The 17,101-nt window shown below is 62.6% G+C and carries 12 protein-coding genes; 9 read left to right on the top strand and 3 right to left on the bottom strand.

From position 1 onward, the window contains the following. Positions 1–100 precede the first annotated feature (100 nt). The 5 genes from C1878_RS04610 to C1878_RS04585 all read left to right on the top strand — a co-directional run bounded on the left by C1878_RS04610 (position 101) and on the right by C1878_RS04585 (position 9,564). On the top strand, positions 101–2,317 hold the full coding sequence (locus tag C1878_RS04610; protein ID WP_114600527.1) for a molybdopterin-dependent oxidoreductase: 2,217 nt from the start codon (positions 101–103) through the stop codon (positions 2,315–2,317). After that, the gene (locus C1878_RS04605) at positions 2,317–2,655 is read left to right on the top strand and encodes a hypothetical protein (RefSeq protein WP_114600526.1); all 339 of its coding nucleotides are present in this window, start codon (positions 2,317–2,319) and stop codon (positions 2,653–2,655) included. Before C1878_RS04610 ends, C1878_RS04605 begins: the two co-directional genes overlap by 1 nt. A 145-nt stretch (positions 2,656–2,800) precedes the next feature. Beyond that, positions 2,801–4,108: an MFS transporter gene (locus C1878_RS04600; RefSeq protein WP_114600525.1), complete on the top strand. Its 1,308-nt coding sequence runs from the start codon at positions 2,801–2,803 to the stop codon at positions 4,106–4,108. A gap of 743 nt (positions 4,109–4,851) precedes the next feature. Further along, on the top strand, positions 4,852–5,691 hold the full coding sequence (locus C1878_RS04590; RefSeq protein WP_114600524.1) for a DmsC/YnfH family molybdoenzyme membrane anchor subunit: 840 nt from the start codon (positions 4,852–4,854) through the stop codon (positions 5,689–5,691). Positions 5,692–5,706: 15 nt separating this feature from the next. Continuing rightward, positions 5,707–9,564, top strand: a complete 3,858-nt coding sequence (locus tag C1878_RS04585) for a BadF/BadG/BcrA/BcrD ATPase family protein (RefSeq protein WP_114600523.1) — start codon at positions 5,707–5,709, stop codon at positions 9,562–9,564. Between the two features lie 55 nt (positions 9,565–9,619). Here C1878_RS04585 and C1878_RS04580 read toward each other — a convergent pair whose 3' ends face one another. After that, positions 9,620–10,564 carry a class I SAM-dependent methyltransferase gene (locus C1878_RS04580; protein WP_114600522.1) on the bottom strand — a complete coding sequence of 315 codons (945 nt, stop codon included), beginning with the start codon at positions 10,562–10,564 and terminating at the stop codon, positions 9,620–9,622. 112 nt (positions 10,565–10,676) lie between these two features. Here C1878_RS04580 and thyX point away from each other — a divergent pair, with 112 nt between their 5' ends. Both thyX and C1878_RS04570 read left to right on the top strand, forming a co-directional pair. Next, positions 10,677–11,357, top strand: coding sequence for an FAD-dependent thymidylate synthase (gene thyX / locus C1878_RS04575; protein WP_114600521.1), 681 nt, complete (start codon positions 10,677–10,679; stop codon positions 11,355–11,357). Positions 11,358–11,359: 2 nt separating this feature from the next. Continuing rightward, positions 11,360–12,790, top strand: coding sequence for a DUF1385 domain-containing protein (locus C1878_RS04570; protein ID WP_114600520.1), 1,431 nt, complete (start codon positions 11,360–11,362; stop codon positions 12,788–12,790). Between the two features lie 37 nt (positions 12,791–12,827). On the opposite strand, the gene C1878_RS04565 is transcribed toward C1878_RS04570, so the two are convergent. Beyond that, complete coding sequence (locus C1878_RS04565) at positions 12,828–13,355, bottom strand: hypothetical protein (protein ID WP_114600519.1); 528 nt, start codon at positions 13,353–13,355, stop codon at positions 12,828–12,830. A 304-nt stretch (positions 13,356–13,659) separates the two neighbouring features. Continuing rightward, positions 13,660–14,502, bottom strand: coding sequence for a class I SAM-dependent methyltransferase (locus C1878_RS04560; RefSeq protein WP_114600518.1), 843 nt, complete (start codon positions 14,500–14,502; stop codon positions 13,660–13,662). A gap of 543 nt (positions 14,503–15,045) precedes the next feature. Here C1878_RS04560 and C1878_RS04555 point away from each other — a divergent pair. Further along, positions 15,046–15,822: an ABC transporter ATP-binding protein gene (locus tag C1878_RS04555; RefSeq protein ID WP_114600517.1), complete on the top strand. Its 777-nt coding sequence runs from the start codon at positions 15,046–15,048 to the stop codon at positions 15,820–15,822. Continuing rightward, complete coding sequence (locus tag C1878_RS04550; RefSeq protein ID WP_114600516.1) at positions 15,819–16,994, top strand: ABC transporter permease; 1,176 nt, start codon at positions 15,819–15,821, stop codon at positions 16,992–16,994. Before C1878_RS04555 ends, C1878_RS04550 begins: the two co-directional genes overlap by 4 nt. Positions 16,995–17,101 lie beyond the last annotated feature (107 nt).

The raw sequence follows: 17,101 nt of genomic DNA, 5'->3' as shown, positions 1-17,101 counted from the left end.
CGGTTGTGGGGCCAATGCAAGAGTTCTTGGTTGGGGGGAACTGATGCAAACGATCTGTCAAGTTGACCGTTTGCCAAACACTGGAAGGAGAGGAGAAGCAATGGCACTGAAGAAAACGCGTACTATGTGCACGACCTGCCATGCACGCTGTGGCGTCCTTGTCTATTCGGATGAGGACAATCAGATTGTGAAGGTCGAGGGCGACCCCGACAACATCAAGTCGAAGGGCGTGATCTGCGGCTCAGGCATGTCCGAACGCGAGATCCACAACAATCTTGACGGGCGCTTGCTCTATCCGATGAAGCGCGTGGACTGGGATCCCAAGGGGGATCGCCACCCCGAGAACCGCGGCAAGAGCGAGTTCGAGCGCATCAGCTGGGACGAGGCGATGGACATCATTGCCGACGAATGCATGCGCATCAAGGCCGAATACGGCCCCGAGGCAATCATCACGGGCCAGGGCACGGGCCGTGTGGCCAATCATTGGCACTGCCGGTTGAATTCCTCGCTGGGTCTCGAAGGTTGGTCTCTCGTTCCGACCCACGTGTGCCTCATGCCGCATATCCTTCCGAACGCTTTTACCCTCGGCGTGTTCAGCTCTGCCGCTGGCGATATGCGCAATGCTCATTGCGCCGTACTGTGGGGTCAGAATCCCGCGATGGAAACTGCTTGGTGCAAGGAGGTTTTCAAGAACCAGGCGGAGGGAACGACGAAGCTCATCGTTATCGACGTTCGCTTCCACGACATGGCGAAGCATGCAGACGTCGCTTTGCAGCCTCGTCCCGGAACCGATGCCGCTCTGGCGATGGCGTTCATGCACGAGATCATCGAGAACAAATGGTACGATCCCGAGTTCATCGAGAAATGGACGTATGGCTTCGACGAGCTTGCCGAGCGCGTGAAGGATTGGACTCCCGAACGCGCCGCCGAGATTTGCCAGGTGGACGCAGACGACATCCGCCTCGCGGCAGAGTACATGGGCAACTGGGGCCCCGTTGGCATGTGCATCGGCCTTGGGCCGGGGTGCATGCACACGAACGCCATACAGAACGGGCGCTCCATCGCCTGCTTGCAGGGCATGCTCGGGTATCTCGACGTGAAGGGCGGCATTCCCGTTCCGCTGTCCTTCTCGGTCATGCTGGACGACAAGATCACGCTCTGGGACTCGACGAAGGATCCGGGGCGCCCCGACCTGTTCACGTTCGGCGGCGAGGAGCATCCGCTGTACAAGTCGTTCGGCCGTTCGAACGACCCGCATGCCGTGTTCAACGCGATCATCACCGGCGAGCCTCGCCCGATCAAGGCGTACATCGCCATCGCAAACGACCCGCTGCTCTGCTACGAGAACACCAACCTCACGTACCAGGCCATGACCTCGTCCAACCTCGACTTCGTGTGCGTGAAGGACTTCTACATGTCGCCGACCGCCAAGATCGCCGACATGGTGCTGCCTTCGGCCGACTGGTCGGAACGTTACTCATACGACGAGGAGCTCGACGGAAACTTCCTGTTCACGTTCGACAAAGCGGTCGACCCGCCGGGCGAGTGCTGGTGCGACTGGGAGTTCTTCCTGGAGTGGGGAAAGCGCATCGATCCTGACAATTGGTGGTGGAACGACGTTCAGGAGATGGTGCTGTGGCGCATGAAGGAGTTCTACGGCTTCGATTTGACCTGGGACGAGTTCCAGTCTGAGAAGTGGCGCTCGACCGAGCCCGGCGGGGAGCAGGGCGAGCTCGTCGAGAAGAAATACGAGAAGGGCCTGCTGCGCCCCGACGGCTCGCCGGGAGTTCCGACTCCGTCCGGTCGCATCGAGTTTTGGTGCGAGTCGTTGGCCGCTTTCGGCTACGATCCTCTTCCCGATTTCGAAGAGCCTGCGGAATCTCCGATCTCGACGCCTGAACTGGCAGAAGAGTATCCTCTTGTTGTCGTCACGGGCATTCGCATCTACTCTTTCTTCCATTCCGCATGGACCAATACCCCCGCCCAGCGAAAGATGTACCCCGACCCGTTTGTGATGATCCACCCCAACGATGCCCGCAAGTACGGCATCACCGATGGGGAATGGATGACCGTCGAGTCTCGCGTGGGCCACATGATCTCGAAGGCGTACGTCACGCGCGAGATCAAGGAGGGCGTGATCGGCGTTCCTCGTCCCGGTTGGCGTGACGAGTGCAAGGAGCTCGGTCTTCCCGGGTACGGCTGGGACAAGGCGAACGGAAACGTCCTGATTCCCTCAACGCCCGCCGAGCCCGGCTATGGGGCGACGCCCATGCGTTCTTCTCTTGTCAAAGTCTATCCCGGAAGAGGTGATCTGTAATGAAGAAGCGTGTCGATGGCGAGGGTATAGCCCTTCTTCATGATCTTGACGATTGCACCGGTTGCTATGGTTGCGAGGCTGCGTGCCGGGAAACCTGGCGCTATCCGTACGACGAGGACTGGATGCGCGTGCTTCGTCGCACCCCGTTCGTGGTTGATGGGAAGCTTCGCACCTACCATGTTGTGGCACCTGTGCTCGACAAGTGCGCTGCATGCTACGCAAAGGATCCGAATCCCCTGTGTGTCACCGGATGCCCTGGTCAGGCGCTGAGGATCGGGCCTCTCGCCGAGGTGGTCAAAGAGGCAGAGGGCCGTCACTGCAACATCTATACGGCATAGGTGCTGTTTAGCCAGACGGATGGTTTCGACAAACGCCGCCCGCCCGATGTTGCGGGCGGGCGGCGGAAGACGAAAACAGGTCGAGCGAAAAGGGGGTTTGTTCTAGATTGCGTTTCGCTCGCTCATTTCACAGGGAGGAAAAGAAATGGCAGAAACAAAGAAGGGCTCTGCGTTCTTTACACCAGGCTGGATTCAGGTCGCCATTGCCTTCGTTGTGGCTATTGTCACGCAAGGTTTCGGTATATATCACTTCGGAATACTCAAAGTGCCGATGACCGAAGCGCTGGGGGCCCAGCCGGCGGAGGTGGCGCTCGGTTTCTCTATCTACGCTTTGGCTGCAGGTTTTGCCAGCTTGGTTGTCGGCGATATCATCAACAAGATCAAGCTGCGCGGTTCCATGTTGTGTTCTGCGGTCCTGTTTTCGGGAGGCTTCCTTATTCTGGGGCTTATGACCGAAATCTGGCAGGTCTACGTCGCCTACGTTGTTATGGGCATCGGTTCCGCTCTTGGAGGGATGGTCATACTCTCCGGCATTCCGAACAACTGGTTCAACAAACGCCGCGGTATTGCCACCGCGATCGTTTGGTCGGCCATGTTCCCGGGCTCGCTCATCGTGGGCCAGATCATCCCTGCGGCAACCGCCTCGGGCAATTGGCAGATGGCTCCGTTCGCCCTCGCCGGCATCGCCTTCGTCGTTCTCGTTGTTGGAGCGTTCCTGCTTAAGTGGCAGCCTCAAGAGGTTGGTTTGCTGCCCGACGGAATGACGGAAGAGGAGGCTGCCGCCCAGGCAGAAGCCGCCGGCGCAGCAAAGCTCGTTGGGCTGACTCGAGGCGATGCTCTCAAGACCACGACGTTTTGGTTTATCGCCATCGCTTTCGCTCTCATCGGCATCGGAGAGCAAGGGCCTTTCCAGAACTTCCCCGCCTATATCGTAGGGAACGGTTTCGATCTGGCCATCGCAGGTGCTTTCATGAGCGCTATCTCACTCTCCGGCGTTGTTGGCAAGCTGGCCTCCGGTGTGATCATCGATGCCGTTGGGCCTCGTATCGCCTATTGCATTCTCAATTCGCTCGCCGTGATCGGCTTGATTTTGATCGTGTTCGTCGGCGACAATATCGTCTTGCTGTTCGCGTCCTCCATTCTCTTCGGTGTCGCTCTTAGCTCTTCTGCCGTGTGCTTCTCGGCTGCGACTGCCATGTATCTTGGGCCGAAGCACTTCGGCGCGATTTACGGCTTTGTGTTCCTTGGCAAGCCTATCTGCGATGCTATCGGCGTTCCGATGGTCGCCGCGATTTCCGGCACGGCTCTTGGTTTTTCCGGCGCATTCGGGATCTGTGCCGTCTTCGTTGCCGGTTCGACTATCTCCATGTTCATGGTTCGCAAGAACAAGAGGCTTATCGAGATGGAGGAAGAGGCTGCCGAAGAGCTTCGGGCGGAAGTTGCCGCTCAGTAGCGCTCGGCGAAGTTTCGAGGCCGTTTCGGGCCGCCTGCTCGCACGAGCTTGAAAGCTCACAATCCTTAAGGAGTTTCGAAAATGTGTTTTAGACCCGCCGCCACCACTCCCGGTGGCCCCATCAAATGTCCGAAGTGCGGCACCGTAGTTCCTGCAACCGCCGACGCCTGCCCTGGCTGCGGCGCAACGGCCGGTCCCGCTAGGCCCGCGGCGCCGGGCGTCCCCGGCGCCCCAAAAGCTCCAGGCGCGCCTGGAGCTCCTAAGGCTCCGGGTCAATAGGACGGCATAGGATAGACGGTAACGTCGAATGTCGGACGAAGGCGAAGCCTGGCGAGGACGTCCGTCAGGCTTCGCCTTTGGATCAACCGATGCGTCGTGGCGTGCCGCATCGAAGGAGGGAGTCGAAGGTGGCTTGTGGATTTGCATGTGAACTTTGCGGAAAGTGCAACGGCGAGAACAAGAGACGCGCCGGCGCCGCCTCGAAGCTTGTTACCCAGCCGCGTGGGCTGTGCGCGGAATGCGGCACGCTCAACAAGCCTTCTGCCAAGTTGTGCGCGAGTTGCGGTGCGGAACTCAAGGTCCCCGAGCGAAAAATCTATGTTCCGGGGTTGGACGATTCCGACAATGGGTAGCTGGCGGGATGGGTTTCGTGTCGGATGGCGGGCTTAGAGTTTCGCTCGTGAGTATCCGGTTCTTTTATCCGGCTCGATAACGTCTTGGCGTATCGTCCGAGAGGGGGAGAGATGGAGCTCGTTTATTCCGAGGTGCCCCTGGCGCTGTCAACGACGTTTTCTTTGATCGGCGCCGGTGCCATCATAGTGATTGCCCTGCTGGCCAACGTGTCTAGACTAGAGCAGAAGCACCTCAAGAACATCGATGCGCTTTCCGTTATGCCGGGCCTTGCAGTTGTACTCGGCCTCGTTGCTGCGTGTTTCGGATTTCAAGACCACACGAATGCTGCGGTCTTGCTTGGCGGCCTTGGCGATGCTGCGCGCTTCGCCGTCATCGGTGTTAGCGGATTGTTCGCGTTCTCGGTTGTCGGTTACTGCCTTCGAGTGGCTTTCGGGGGGCTCGCGGAAGGTCGACGAAGGCTTCTGCTTGATATTGCTGGCGCGCTCGGACTGCTGTTCGTTTGCATAGTCGGCGTAGCGCACATGATGGTTCCCGATCCTGCTTGGAATACGCTTGCGACGCCGATGCAGATGCTCGGTTTCGCGTTGCTCGGCGGTTCGGCGCTTGCGGCGATGATGTTCGAGAAAGCGGACGCCTTGGGAGGCTCCTCTCAGAGAAAGACGTTGACCATCTTTGCGATCTTCGGCATTGTGCTTGGCGTTGGCGGCTTCGTTGCGCAGATAGCCGCCATTTCGAGCATGGCGGATGCGTCTGGTGCGGGATCCTACCTTGTGCACGCTGCTTCCATGCATATCACGGTCGGTCTCTTCTGCCTCGTCGCCACGTTCGTTTTCGAGATGATGGCAATCCGTATGAAAGAGACGGGCTTTCATTCTGTCGTTGCGGTCGCGTGCTCGTTCGTCGGGGTGTTTTGCGCGCGCCTGGTTTTCTATGCCCTGCATATTTCGTAAGGGGGTCTGGATGCGATGGCGACAACGAGGGAGTTTGGTTTGTTGAACCGCATCGGAATAGACGTCGGCTCCAAAACGATCAAAGTGGTTGTCCTTGATGGGGGCGGCAACACGGTTCACTCGGTTTATCGGAGGCACCGATCGGACGTCAAGTCGACGCTTTCCGAAGTGCTTCACGAGCTGACGTGGCAATTCGGTGACATCGCAGGAACCGTGGGAGTAACCGGATCGGCCGGTATCGGCATTTCCGAAATGCTTGGATTGCCCTTCGTGCAGGAGGTTGTCGCCGTGACGAAGGCGGTGCAGCGGACGTATCCCCAAGCGGATGCCATCATCGAACTGGGCGGCGAAGACGCGAAGCTCGTTTATCTCACCCATGGCCTCGAGCAGCGCATGAACGCCACCTGCGCAGGCGGCACCGGAGGGTTCATAGACACGATCGCGTTCATGATAGGCTCGAAATCGAGCGAGATAAGCAAGCTCGCGCTGGGAGCGAAGCGCATTTATCCTATTTCGTCGCGTTGCGCCGTGTTCGCCCAGACGGATATCCGCCCGTTGCTCAACAGGGGGGCGGAAACGTCCGACATCGCTGCGAGCGCGCTCGAGGCCGTGGTGCGCCAAACCTTGGGAGGGCTTGCCTGCGGTCGCCCCATCGAAGGCACCGTCGTGTTTCTCGGCGGACCTATGGAGCACATTCCCGAGCTTGTGCGCCGGTTCCGATCGGCGCTGGGTCTCACCGTGCGGGACGGTATCAAGCCGATCGATGCCCATTTGTTCACCGCTCGAGGTGCGGCCCTCTTCGGCGCGGAAGCTTGGGGTAAGGGAGGAGGCCGTCGCCCGCCCGTCTCCCTTCTCACCATCGAAGGGCAGTTGGCTCGCCTGCCAGCCCTTGAGAACGATTTGGGAAGGCTGCCCCGCCTGTTCGAATCCGAAGAGGACTACGCTTCCTTCAAACGTCGCCACGCTTTGTGCAAGATGCCGCGCGTGCGGCTTTTCGACTGCGAAGGGCCACTCTACCTGGGCATAGATGCAGGTTCGACCGCCGTGAAGATTGCCGTTCTCGACGAAAGAGGGCGGCTTGCCTATTCCGAATATCGGCAAACGGGCGGCGAGGTGCTCCAAACGACGATCGACATGTTGAAAAGATTCTACGCTGCTATGCCGCGCGCCGTGAACGGAGTGCCTTATGTCCACGTCGCCCATGCTGTGGCGTGCGGGTACGGAGAGGAAGTGCTCAAGGCGGGTCTGGGCATCGATTCGGGAGTTGTTGAAACCCTCGCTCATGCTCGGGCGGCCCGAATGTTCCAACCCGATCTCACGTTCTTGCTCGACATAGGCGGACAGGACATGAAAGCCATCTGGGTGCATGAAGGGCGTGTCACGGATGCCGTGCTGAACGAGGCCTGCTCGAGCGGATGCGGATCGTTCGTCGAGGGGACGGCTTACTCCCTGCGCTCGACCCCGGATCGCTTCTCCGACGAGGCGCTGTTTGCCCAATCGCCCGTCGATCTTGGCGCTAAGTGCACCGTTTTCATGACCTCGCGCGTGCGCCATGCGCAGAAGGTCGGGGTTGCCGTGTCGGACATCGCTGCGGGTATCGCATACTCCGTGGTGCGAAACGCGCTCTTCCGAATCATCGGCGCCGAAAAACTCGATACGCTTGGAGATTGCGTGGTGGTGCAGGGCGGAGCGTTTATGTCCGATGCGGTTCTTCGAGCGTTCGAGCTCGTGAGCGGAACGAGCGCGATTCGTCCCGACACCGCGCACCTCATGGGGGCCGTTGGCGCGGCGCTCACGGCCCGGTCAAGGGCGCAGGCTGCGCAGAAACAAGGGGGCGAGGGCGTGCGAAGCGGGCTTGTCGAACAGGCGGAGCTCAACCGCCTCTCGCCAGTGCGTCGCAGCATGCGCTGTCCGGGATGCGGCAACGGTTGTCCGTTGTCGTTGGTGGACTTCGGTGAGGGAAGGCTCTTCATCAGCGGCAATCGATGCGGACGCGCTTATGAAGCCGTAGGGGCGGAAAGGGGCGTTGGAGCTCGCCGCGCTCGCCGCCCTCCGAACGTGGTCGCGCTCGGGCAGAAGTTGCTCCGGCGTTTTTCGAGTGCCGATGGTTCCGGTCGTCGCGCGCATGTTCGTATTGGAATCATGAACACGCTCTACCTTTACGCCCAGATGCCGTTCTGGCATGCCTTCTTTGAAAAGCTGGGTTTTTCGATAGCGGTGCCCGATGATCGGCGAGCAGAGGCGGGCGGGGTCGCCCGCGAGGGTGCGGCGACCGTTCCCTCGGAGAGCGTCTGCCATTCGGCGAAGCTTACGCATATGCGTTTGTACGACTTGTTCCGCAACGGGCGAGCCGATGTCGTCTTCATGCCCCGGTATGTGCGAGAGGGGCGTTGTCCTGTTGTCTGCGGGTACGCTGGGGCCGTCGCCGACTGCACCCCTGTCGTTCGCGAGGGGGAGGTCCTTCTCGTCTCGCCGATGCTTCGCGGCGCGAGATCGATCGCTTCTGCCGACGACGATGACGACAGGTATGCTTTGCTCGAGAGCATCAACGATGTGTCCGGTGTTGCGAGGTTTTCTCCGGTGACGGCTGAGGAACTCGAGGCGGCAATCGCTTCTGCCCTTGAGGCCCAAGAGAAATTCGAGAGAACCGTAAGCGAAGGCAACGTGCATGCGCTGGCTTGGGCTCATGGGCCGGGGAGGCGGGGCGTGGTCTTGGGAGGGCACCCTTATCATAGCGATCCTGCCGTCATGCACGGTATCGACAACGTGCTTGCGGATCTGGGCTTCGCTGTGCTTTTTCCCTCGATGTCGGATGCGTCCGAAGCCGATCGCGGATCAAAGGGCGACGGCTCCTGGGGACGGGAGTCTCGCCTTGCGGAGCTTGCTCGACTAGCGGCATCGGATCCGGCTCTCGAATTCGTGGGCCTTCAGTCGTTCGGCTGCGCGTACGATGCCGTCAGTCTGCCCTACGCGCGCAAAGCGCTTGAGGGGGCCGGCAAATCCTTCACTTCGCTCAAGATCGATGGCATTGCCGACACGGCGCACGTTCGTATTCGCTTGCGTACGCTTGCCGAAGCGCTCGAAGGCGGAGGAGCTGGCGGCAGGGCCGAAGCGACGGAGCTCGATCCGTCGGCCTTTGCCGATTCAGCCGGGGGAGTGCGATTGGGCGCACGATGCGTCCATCTGCTCGGATCCATTGAGAAAAAAGATATCGATGTAGCGTTGCGCGCGGTTCCCGACGGCGCCTGCTTCGTGGCGAAAGCCCTTGCAGGTCGGGCTATACGTATGGCGAATGGCGACCGAAGCCTGAGTGCCGTCAGGGCGCCCCGGGTCTGTAGCCGTTGCGTGCTCGATGCCGTTCCCGATATCGTCGCCCATGCCATCGGGCGCAACTTCGACGTTTGTTGGACAGACGAATGGCCTAGCAGTATTCTGCTCGAAGCAAGCCGTCGGTCTTGCAGTTCAAAGCGCCCGCGTGTCGGGCTCGTTGGCAACGCGCTGTTCGTGTTCGACGTCTTCATGAACAACGGTATCGTCGATCTGATCGAGCGTGAAGGGTGCGAGGTTGTCCTGCCGCGTCCTGAAGGTCTTTTCGTCGACGATGCGCGCTACCTGTCCGAGCTTAACCGATTCGTCGAGCTCGGTGTTGACCACGTGATCTACCTGCAGGCTTTCGGCTGCCTTAAAGGACATGTCCATGCTCGCGGAGCCCTCCATGGACTGGCGAAACGTTACCCGAACATGTCCTTCACCGTGATCGACTACGACCCCGAAGCCTCGGCGCTCAATCGGGAAAATCGCGTACTTCTCGCGGTTGAGGCTGCCAAGCGGTCTTTTTTCGAATCGGCATCGTCCGCTGCTCCCGATTTATGAGTTGGGAACCAGAATACGCGCCTTGGCTTGATCCGCCTCGGTCTGTTCGTGCCTCCTACTTGTCCCAGGCTATGAACGCCCAGGTGACCACGCGGGGTTCGCGCAGACGCAGGCGCTTTTGGGGCTGGTCGTCCTGGTCGGCCTTTCCGGCGTCCGGGTTGTCCTCTAGGTTGCCGTCCAGCCACGTGCGCAGCCGTTCGAGCGCGGCTTCGCGCTCGGCGGCGGGTACCATGGCTCCCGAGGCGCTGTCCACCATGCGGGCGAGTTCCTGGTACGCCTCGTCGAACGAGTCGTACGTGTCGGTGCGCGTGCTGGTGATGTAGGCCACCTCGGGCCTGATGCCCCGGTTCGCCAGGATCATGAACGCGTACAGGTAGTCGCGCCCGAGCGAGCGCTGCAGGCCGATGGCGCTTAGGATGCGCTCGTCGGTGCGCGGCGACGAGCCGGTGGGCAGCGTGATGCACACGCGGCGGCGCGCCACGGCGTCCAGGCGCATGAGCGAGTCCTCCAAATCGGCCGTGGCGATGGAGCGCGACGCCACGCACACGTCCGCCGAGCCGGGCTCCACGCCGTGCGCGGCCCAATTGTCCTCCCAGCTCATGCGCACCGGTTTGACGCTATCCACGCCGTTGCGCGCGAGCGCCTCGCCCATGCGGTCGAGCATGCCCTGCGAGAAATCGGCGGCGACCACCTTGTGCCCCCGCTTGCCCAGCGGCAGCGACAGCGCGCCGGTTCCGCATCCCATGTCGAACACCGTCTCGCCCGGCTCGATGCCGGCCAGGTCCAGGAAGCGCTGCACGTAGGGCGTGGGGGAGTCCTTCGAGGTGAACGTGGAGGCGCGCTTGTCCCAGTAGGACGAGTCGTCCGCCCGTCGGCGGGCCTTCTGCAGCTCCTTCCATTCCCCGTTCCAGTCGCGTGTGGTGAGCAGCGGCGTGAAGGCGCACGTCGCGTCGTCGGAGGGTGCGCTCGCGGGCGCTTCGGGCGTGGAGTTTTCGGTCATGGGGAAGCCTTTCGCATCGCGGGTTGTCGGCATCGGTTACTATACTAGCGAAAGAAAACGTCAAGATGCGCGCGAACCGCAAACTTATCCCGAATCGAGGAGCATCCGTCCCATGCACGTCGAATTGCTGTACCACACGCCCGATCCCGAACGCGCCATCGCCACGGCGGCGCGCCTGTGCTACGCGCCCGTGGGCGCCGCCGAGCTCATGGAAACCATGCCCGAGGAGCGCGTGAAGAGCGTGCTGTCCACCATCATGGGCAGCGGGCACTTCTCCACGCTGGAGCACGCCAGCTACACGTTCGCCGTAGACGGCGTGTCGCGCGCGCTCACGCACCAGCTGGTGCGCCACCGCATAGCCAGCTTCAACCAGCAGAGCCAGCGCTACGTGAAGTTCACCGACGGGCTGGCCACGGTGAAGCCCGAGAGCATCGCGGCGGACCCGGACGCCGAGGCCGTGTTCGACCAGGCCATCGAGGCTGCCATCGCGGCCTACGAGAAGCTTCTCGCGGCGGGCGTTCCCGCCGAGGACGCGCGCTACCTGCTGCCGAACGCCGCCGAGACGAAGATCGTCATCACCATGAACGTGCGCGAGCTGCTGCACTTCTTCCGTTTGCGCTGCTGCAACCGCGCGCAGTGGGAGATCCGCGAGATGGCGCACCGCATGCTGGAGCTGGCCCGCCCCACGGCACCGTTCGTCTTCATGGACGCCGGCGCGCCCTGCGTGAGCGGGGCCTGCCCTGAAGGCAAGATGACCTGCGGGAACCCGTACCCGCGCGTGACGAGGGGCTAGGCATGGCGGAACAGAAGAGCGACCTTTCCCGCGCGTTCTCCGAGGACGGCGCACGCAAGACGCACGTGGGCGGCCAAGCCCTCATCGAGGGCATCATGATGCGCGGCAAGTACAACTGGTCGGTGGCCGTGCGCGAGCCCGCCGGCGACATCTACGTGGAGGAACACGACCTGGCAAGCGGCCGCAAGAAGAACGGGTGGCTGCACTGGCCGCTCGTGCGCGGGTGCCGGGCGCTCGTCGAGTCGCTCGTGCTGGGCTTCAAAGCGTTGGAGATCGCGGCGGAGCACGCGTTCGCGGAGGACGAGGCGACCGGCGAGGGCGCGGAGGGGGCGGAGGGGGCCTGCGGCTCGGGCAGTCCTGCTCGCACGGACAGTCCGCTGGACTGTCCGGCTCGTGCGGAACTCGCCTCAGACCCCTCCCGCCCCCTCCGCTCCGAGGGTAACGCTTCCTCTGGCGATGCCGCCACGATCGAGGGCGTCGAGGGGGGCACGGGCGACTCGCTCGCTGATGAGAAGGGGTTCTCCTGGAAGGACGACTTCGGGCGGCCCGAGACGATGGTCGACGCGTTGGGCGCGCAGACGACGCTCGAGGTGGTGTGCGACCCGGCTGCGGACGCCCCCGTAGGGGCGGGCTGCTGCCCGCCCGGCGCGGACGGCGCCGAGCCCGAGCCCGAGCCCGAGAAGAAGCCTTTCCTCGACCAGGAGGCGGAGTTCGGCAAGGGCGCCATGGCGGTGTCCATGGTGCTCGGCCTGGTGCTGGGCGTGGTGCTGTTCATCGTGGCGCCGGCGTTCATCACGAACCTCGTGGTGGGCGAGTACGACCAGAACACGGTTCTGTGGAACATCGTGGACGGCCTTCTGCGCGTGGCGGTGTTCGTGTTCTACCTGTGGCTCATCGGGCGCATGCAGGAGATCAAGCGCATGTTCGGCTACCACGGCGCCGAGCACAAGACCATCCACTGCTACGAGCACGGACTTCCGCTCACGCCCGAGAACGCGCGCAGCTTCCCGCGCCTGCACGTGCGCTGCGGCACGGCGTTCCTCATCATGGTCATGATCATCGCCATCATCGTGTACACCGTCACGCCCATCAACGGCCTGATCGCCGCCTGGGGCGTGCCCGACGGCGCGCCGAAGCTGGCGCTGGTCATACTTGTGCGCATTCTGCTCATGCCCGTGATAGCCGGCATCTCCTACGAGATCACCGTGCGCTGGGCCGGCAGCCACCCCGACAACCCGCTGGTGAAGGTTATCCTGTGGCCCGGCATGCAGATGCAGTACCTCACCACGAACGAGCCCGACGACGGCCAGATCGAGTGCGCCATCGCCGCCATGCAGCGCGTGCTGGAACGCGAGGAGGCCGAAGCCGCGAACGCGGCCGGTTCGAGCGTCGATGCCGCCGAGGGCGAAAGCGCGGCGTCGGCGGCAGCCTGATCGGCCGGTCTCAAGGGCGCCAACGTCCTTGGGATTGTTAGTGCACCGCGCTTATGGTGAGCGGATAGTCTTTCAGGAAAGCCTCGGTGAGCGAGAAGACGCGATCCGTGCTCAGAGTGTAATCCGGTTCGTGACTATAAGGGCTTCGCTCGCTGTCGGGCGGGCACAGACTTCCTAGGTATTCCTCGAGGTCTTCGGCCTTCGAGCGTATCGCGTCGAAGTCGCCTTCGGCATACAGTTTCTCAATTTCGAGATAATAGCTTCTGAACTGGGGCATTGATCGGGGAAATACCTTGATGGCGTTCAGATTGCTTATTTCCCGATCCGCCAGATTGCATTCCCTTTCGAGGGATCCCATGCGCTCGTCTTCCAACCAGTTTGTTTTCTCGGCTTCGAGAGAGGCCACGCTCCCTGTCAAAACCTGCATGTTCGACAGGCTGGCGTTGAGGGAGTGCTGAAACGATTTTTTCGCTCCGTCGTGGGTGACGAGCAACATCGCGTTTGCCGACAAGGATACGATGAGCACCACCGCAACGGCTGCGATAGCCATCTTCCGTTTCTTCATAGCGCCACCTGCTTCCTTGCTTTCCACTGTAGCGAAGCTCGATCATGCATCGAGATGCGCCGAACAGAGGGGGCGATCCGTGCTGCTTGTTGAGGCATTATACTCGGCGAGAAGGCAACCGTCATGCTGCATCGTAGGCGCAGCCGTCTGGCTGATCGCATTGCCGCTATGGAGGCTGGCTTCGTGGTTGGGGGCGCGCGGCGGTGAGTTCATGTCGAAAAGCGTGGTGCGCGCTCGTTTTATGCCATTCCGCAGGGCAGAGCCCTTGCCCTACGGAAGACGTTCGCTTGGGCACGTTTGCCTGCTAGTCCGAAAACCGCGCCTCCCGCTCTGGGACCGGCCAGATCATGCAGCTCCAGACGATGTTCTGCTCGTAGTCGAGCGCGCATTCGCCCGTTTCGGCGTCGACGGTCGCGTGGCGCTCGACGAAGCGCCGCAGGGCGTCGCGTTCGGCGGCGTCCTGCGGGCGGGCGGTGGATTCCGCCGCCTCGAGAAGCTGCTTGCGGCTGGGGGCGTGCCAGCGGCGAGGGTAGGCGATGTGGCTCACCGAGGGGCGCCGCCCGCTGGCGAACAGGTAGTTCAGCGCGGCGACGAACCCGCGCCGCTGCTCCTGCTCGCTCGCCGGGCGGCCCATGGTCCGCAGCATGCGCAGGTCCACCATGGGGGTCTCGCCGCCCGGCATGGTGACGGCCACGCGGCTGCGGGCCTTGCTCTCAAGCTTCGCGCAGGCGCCTGCCAAGTCGTCGGTGATGAGCGAGCGCGACGCGACGGCCACGTCGGCGCACGGCAGGTCCGTCCAGTCGTCCTGCCACGAGCGCTCGAACGCGGACACCTCCACGCCGGCTTCCCGCGCCCCGGCCGCGAGCTCGCCGAGCATCCCGGGCGAGAAGTCCACGGCGACCACGGCGTGGCCGCGCTGTGCGAGCGGGATGCTGAGGGTGCCCGACCCGGCGCCCATGTCAAACACGTTCTCGCCCGGCTCCAGGGCTAGCAGGTCGACGAGCTGGTCGATGTAACTGCTGCGCCGGCTCTTGTGGGCGAATCCGCGCGCCTTCGCGTCCCAATCCTTCTTCGTGCCGGGAGCGTCTTCGCCCACCGCCCGGCGATAAGCGTCTGCCCAGTACGCGCTGTCCACCAGCAAGTCCATGGCGTTCCCCTCTCATCGACGCCAGCTGTGCCGGTTCCGTCGTCGAGCTGCGCATCTTCTCTATTACTCTCAATTCAGTATAGCATTGAGGATCGGAGCCGTCGTGCACGGGACACCCGTAACCATTTGACCCGAACTTTCGCTTGGCGGGAGGTTTTCGGCCGGGGTGTGCGCACGCAGATCGCGTCGAAATGCACAAAAACCGCCGACGTCTGATGTTCGGCGGAGCGCTCTCTTCCCACAGAGTCTGCGCCCTGCAAGAAAACGCCTGTTTGGAAGGGCGACATGCTCGCGCCCGCGCGACACCGTTCGCGCAGGGGCGCCTTTTCGGCCCTCCAAACATCGGACGTCGGCGGTTTTCGTGCATTCCCGGAGGGTTTTTCGTGCATGGGGCCTCTGATGCAGCCGGTTTGTCGGCGGCATGAACCTTCGTCGCGAGCTAAATGGAATAAGGAACAGATGTTTGCGCTTTGGACCGAGGCTGACACTTTCCTGCTATACTGGTGCGATCCGAAAACGAACCGACGAGACGAGGCCCGCCCTGTGGACAACGCCATCACCGTGCGGAACCTGAAGAAGACCTTCAGGCTCTCCGCGAAGCAACGCAAACTGGAGCATACCGAGGCACGTACCAAGATCGCCGTGGACGACTTGTCGTTCGACGTGCGTCGCGGCGAGATATACGGCCTGCTGGGCCCCAACGGCGCCGGCAAGACCACCACGCTGCGCATGCTCGCGGCGCTTGTGAAGCCCGATGCGGGCGACGCGGTCGTGAAGGGCGCGTCCGTCGTGTCCGACCCCATGGAGGTGCGCCGCCTCATCGGATTCCTGACGAGCGAGCTCAAGCTGGAAGAGGCGTTCTCGCCCGACTACCTGTTCGACTTCTTCTCGGAGCTGCACCACGTGGACGCGGCCGTGCGCGACGAGCGCAAGCGGGCGCTGTTCGAGCGCTTCGGCATCGACCGGTTCGCGCAGACGAAAGTGGCCGACCTGTCCACGGGTATGAAGCAGAAGACCTCGCTCGCGGTGTCGCTCGTGCACGACCCCGGCGTCATCATCTTCGACGAGCCCACGAACGGCCTGGACGTGCTCACGGCCAAGACGGTGACCGACTTTTTGGCGGAGCTTCGGTCCGAGGGCAAGACCATCCTCTTGTCCACGCACATTTTCAGCCTGGTGGAAAAGGTGTGCGACCGAGCCGGCGTCATCATCGACGGCCGCATGGTGGCCGCGGGCACGCTGCCCGAGCTGACGGGCGGCCGTTCGCTCGAGGACGCGTTCTTCGACCTGTACGCCGCCTGCGCAGGGGAGGCCTCATGAAAAGCAACGCGCTCACGATAGCCAAGAAGGAGCTGGCGAAGTTCTTCAGCAACAAGGTGTCGGCCGTCGTCTCCATCGCGCTGCCCGGCCTGCTCATCTTCCTCATGTGGACCGTCATGGGCGACGCCATGGGCAGCATGTTCTCTCCGGACGACACGAAGCAACCGGTCGTGGCGGTGGTGAACGAGCCGGCGAGCATCGAGGGGCTGGCGCCGCAGGCCGGCATCGACGCGGTGCCCGAGGCCGCCCTGCCCGATTCCGACGAGATGCGCAAGCGCATAGAACGGGGCGACGTGAAGGCCTTCGCCGTGTTCCCCGAAGGGTTCGACCGGGACGTGGCCGCGTACGATCCGGCCTCGGGCGATCGGGCCCCGCAGGTGGAGATCTACTTCAACTCCACCGACCCCGATTCGGCGAAGGCGTTCTCGGCGTTCACGTCCCTGCTCGACGCCTACGAGTCGTCCCTGGCGAACCGCTTCGACGTGAACGCGGGGCAAGGCGCCTACGACGTGGCCGAGGAGCGCGACATCGCCGGTTCCGTCGTGGTGTCCATCGTTCCCATGCTGCTGCTCATCCTGCTGTTCACCAGCTGCATGTCCATCGCGTCGGAGTCGGTGGCGGGCGAGAAGGAGCGCGGCACCATGGCCACGCTCCTGGCCACGCCCATCAAGCGGCGCGACATCGCGCTTGGCAAGGTGCTGGCCGTCACGCTCATCGGCCTGGCCATCGCCGCGTCCAGCATGCTGGGCATCTTCGCGGGGCTGCCCAGCATCATGCAGGGCGCCGTGGACATGAACGTGTACGGTCCGACCGACTACCTGCTGCTCGTGCTGGTGGTGGTGTCCGCCACGCTTTTGGTGGTCGTGCTCATCACCATGGTGTCGGCGCTGGCGAGGACCACGAAGGAGGCGGGCATGTACCTGACGCCGCTCATGATCGTGGTCATGCTCGTGGGCATCCTCGGCATGTTCGGCGGAGGGGCGAAGGCGGAGTTCTGGTACTACCTTGTCCCGCTGTACAACTCCGTGCAGTGCATGATCGGCATATTCACGTTCGACTTCCAACCGGTGAACGTGGCCGTGTGCGTGCTGAGCAACCTCGTGTACACCGGCGCGGGCGTGCTCGCGCTGCAGCGCATGTTCAACAGCGAGCGTCTGATGTTCGCGCGGTAGGGCGGCTCGCCGTCATCCTCTGGGATCGAAGCCCTCCCCTTGTCATCCTGAGCGGAGGCCGTAGGCCGGAGTCGAAGGATCCCGTGCGGCGATAGCCGGAGGTCTCG

Source organism: Gordonibacter sp. 28C (assembly GCF_003339845.1).
In the GTDB taxonomy this organism is placed as follows: Bacteria; Actinomycetota; Coriobacteriia; order Coriobacteriales; family Eggerthellaceae; genus Gordonibacter.
This window is presented reverse-complemented; position numbering and strand designations above follow the sequence as displayed.

Excerpts from the sequence above, each read along its gene's own strand:
- C1878_RS04610 (WP_114600527.1), top strand. The coding sequence starts at position 101 with ATGGCACTGAAGAAAACGCGTACTATGTGCACGACCTGCCATGCACGC.
- C1878_RS04605 (WP_114600526.1), top strand. The coding sequence starts at position 2,317 with ATGAAGAAGCGTGTCGATGGCGAGGGTATAGCCCTTCTTCATGATCTT.
- C1878_RS04600 (WP_114600525.1), top strand. The coding sequence starts at position 2,801 with ATGGCAGAAACAAAGAAGGGCTCTGCGTTCTTTACACCAGGCTGGATT.
- C1878_RS04590 (WP_114600524.1), top strand. The coding sequence starts at position 4,852 with ATGGAGCTCGTTTATTCCGAGGTGCCCCTGGCGCTGTCAACGACGTTT.
- C1878_RS04585 (WP_114600523.1), top strand. The coding sequence starts at position 5,707 with ATGGCGACAACGAGGGAGTTTGGTTTGTTGAACCGCATCGGAATAGAC.
- C1878_RS04580 (WP_114600522.1), bottom strand. The coding sequence starts at position 10,564 with ATGACCGAAAACTCCACGCCCGAAGCGCCCGCGAGCGCACCCTCCGAC.
- thyX (WP_114600521.1), top strand. The coding sequence starts at position 10,677 with ATGCACGTCGAATTGCTGTACCACACGCCCGATCCCGAACGCGCCATC.
- C1878_RS04570 (WP_114600520.1), top strand. The coding sequence starts at position 11,360 with ATGGCGGAACAGAAGAGCGACCTTTCCCGCGCGTTCTCCGAGGACGGC.
- C1878_RS04565 (WP_114600519.1), bottom strand. The coding sequence starts at position 13,355 with ATGAAGAAACGGAAGATGGCTATCGCAGCCGTTGCGGTGGTGCTCATC.
- C1878_RS04560 (WP_114600518.1), bottom strand. The coding sequence starts at position 14,502 with ATGGACTTGCTGGTGGACAGCGCGTACTGGGCAGACGCTTATCGCCGG.
- C1878_RS04550 (WP_114600516.1), top strand. The coding sequence starts at position 15,819 with ATGAAAAGCAACGCGCTCACGATAGCCAAGAAGGAGCTGGCGAAGTTC.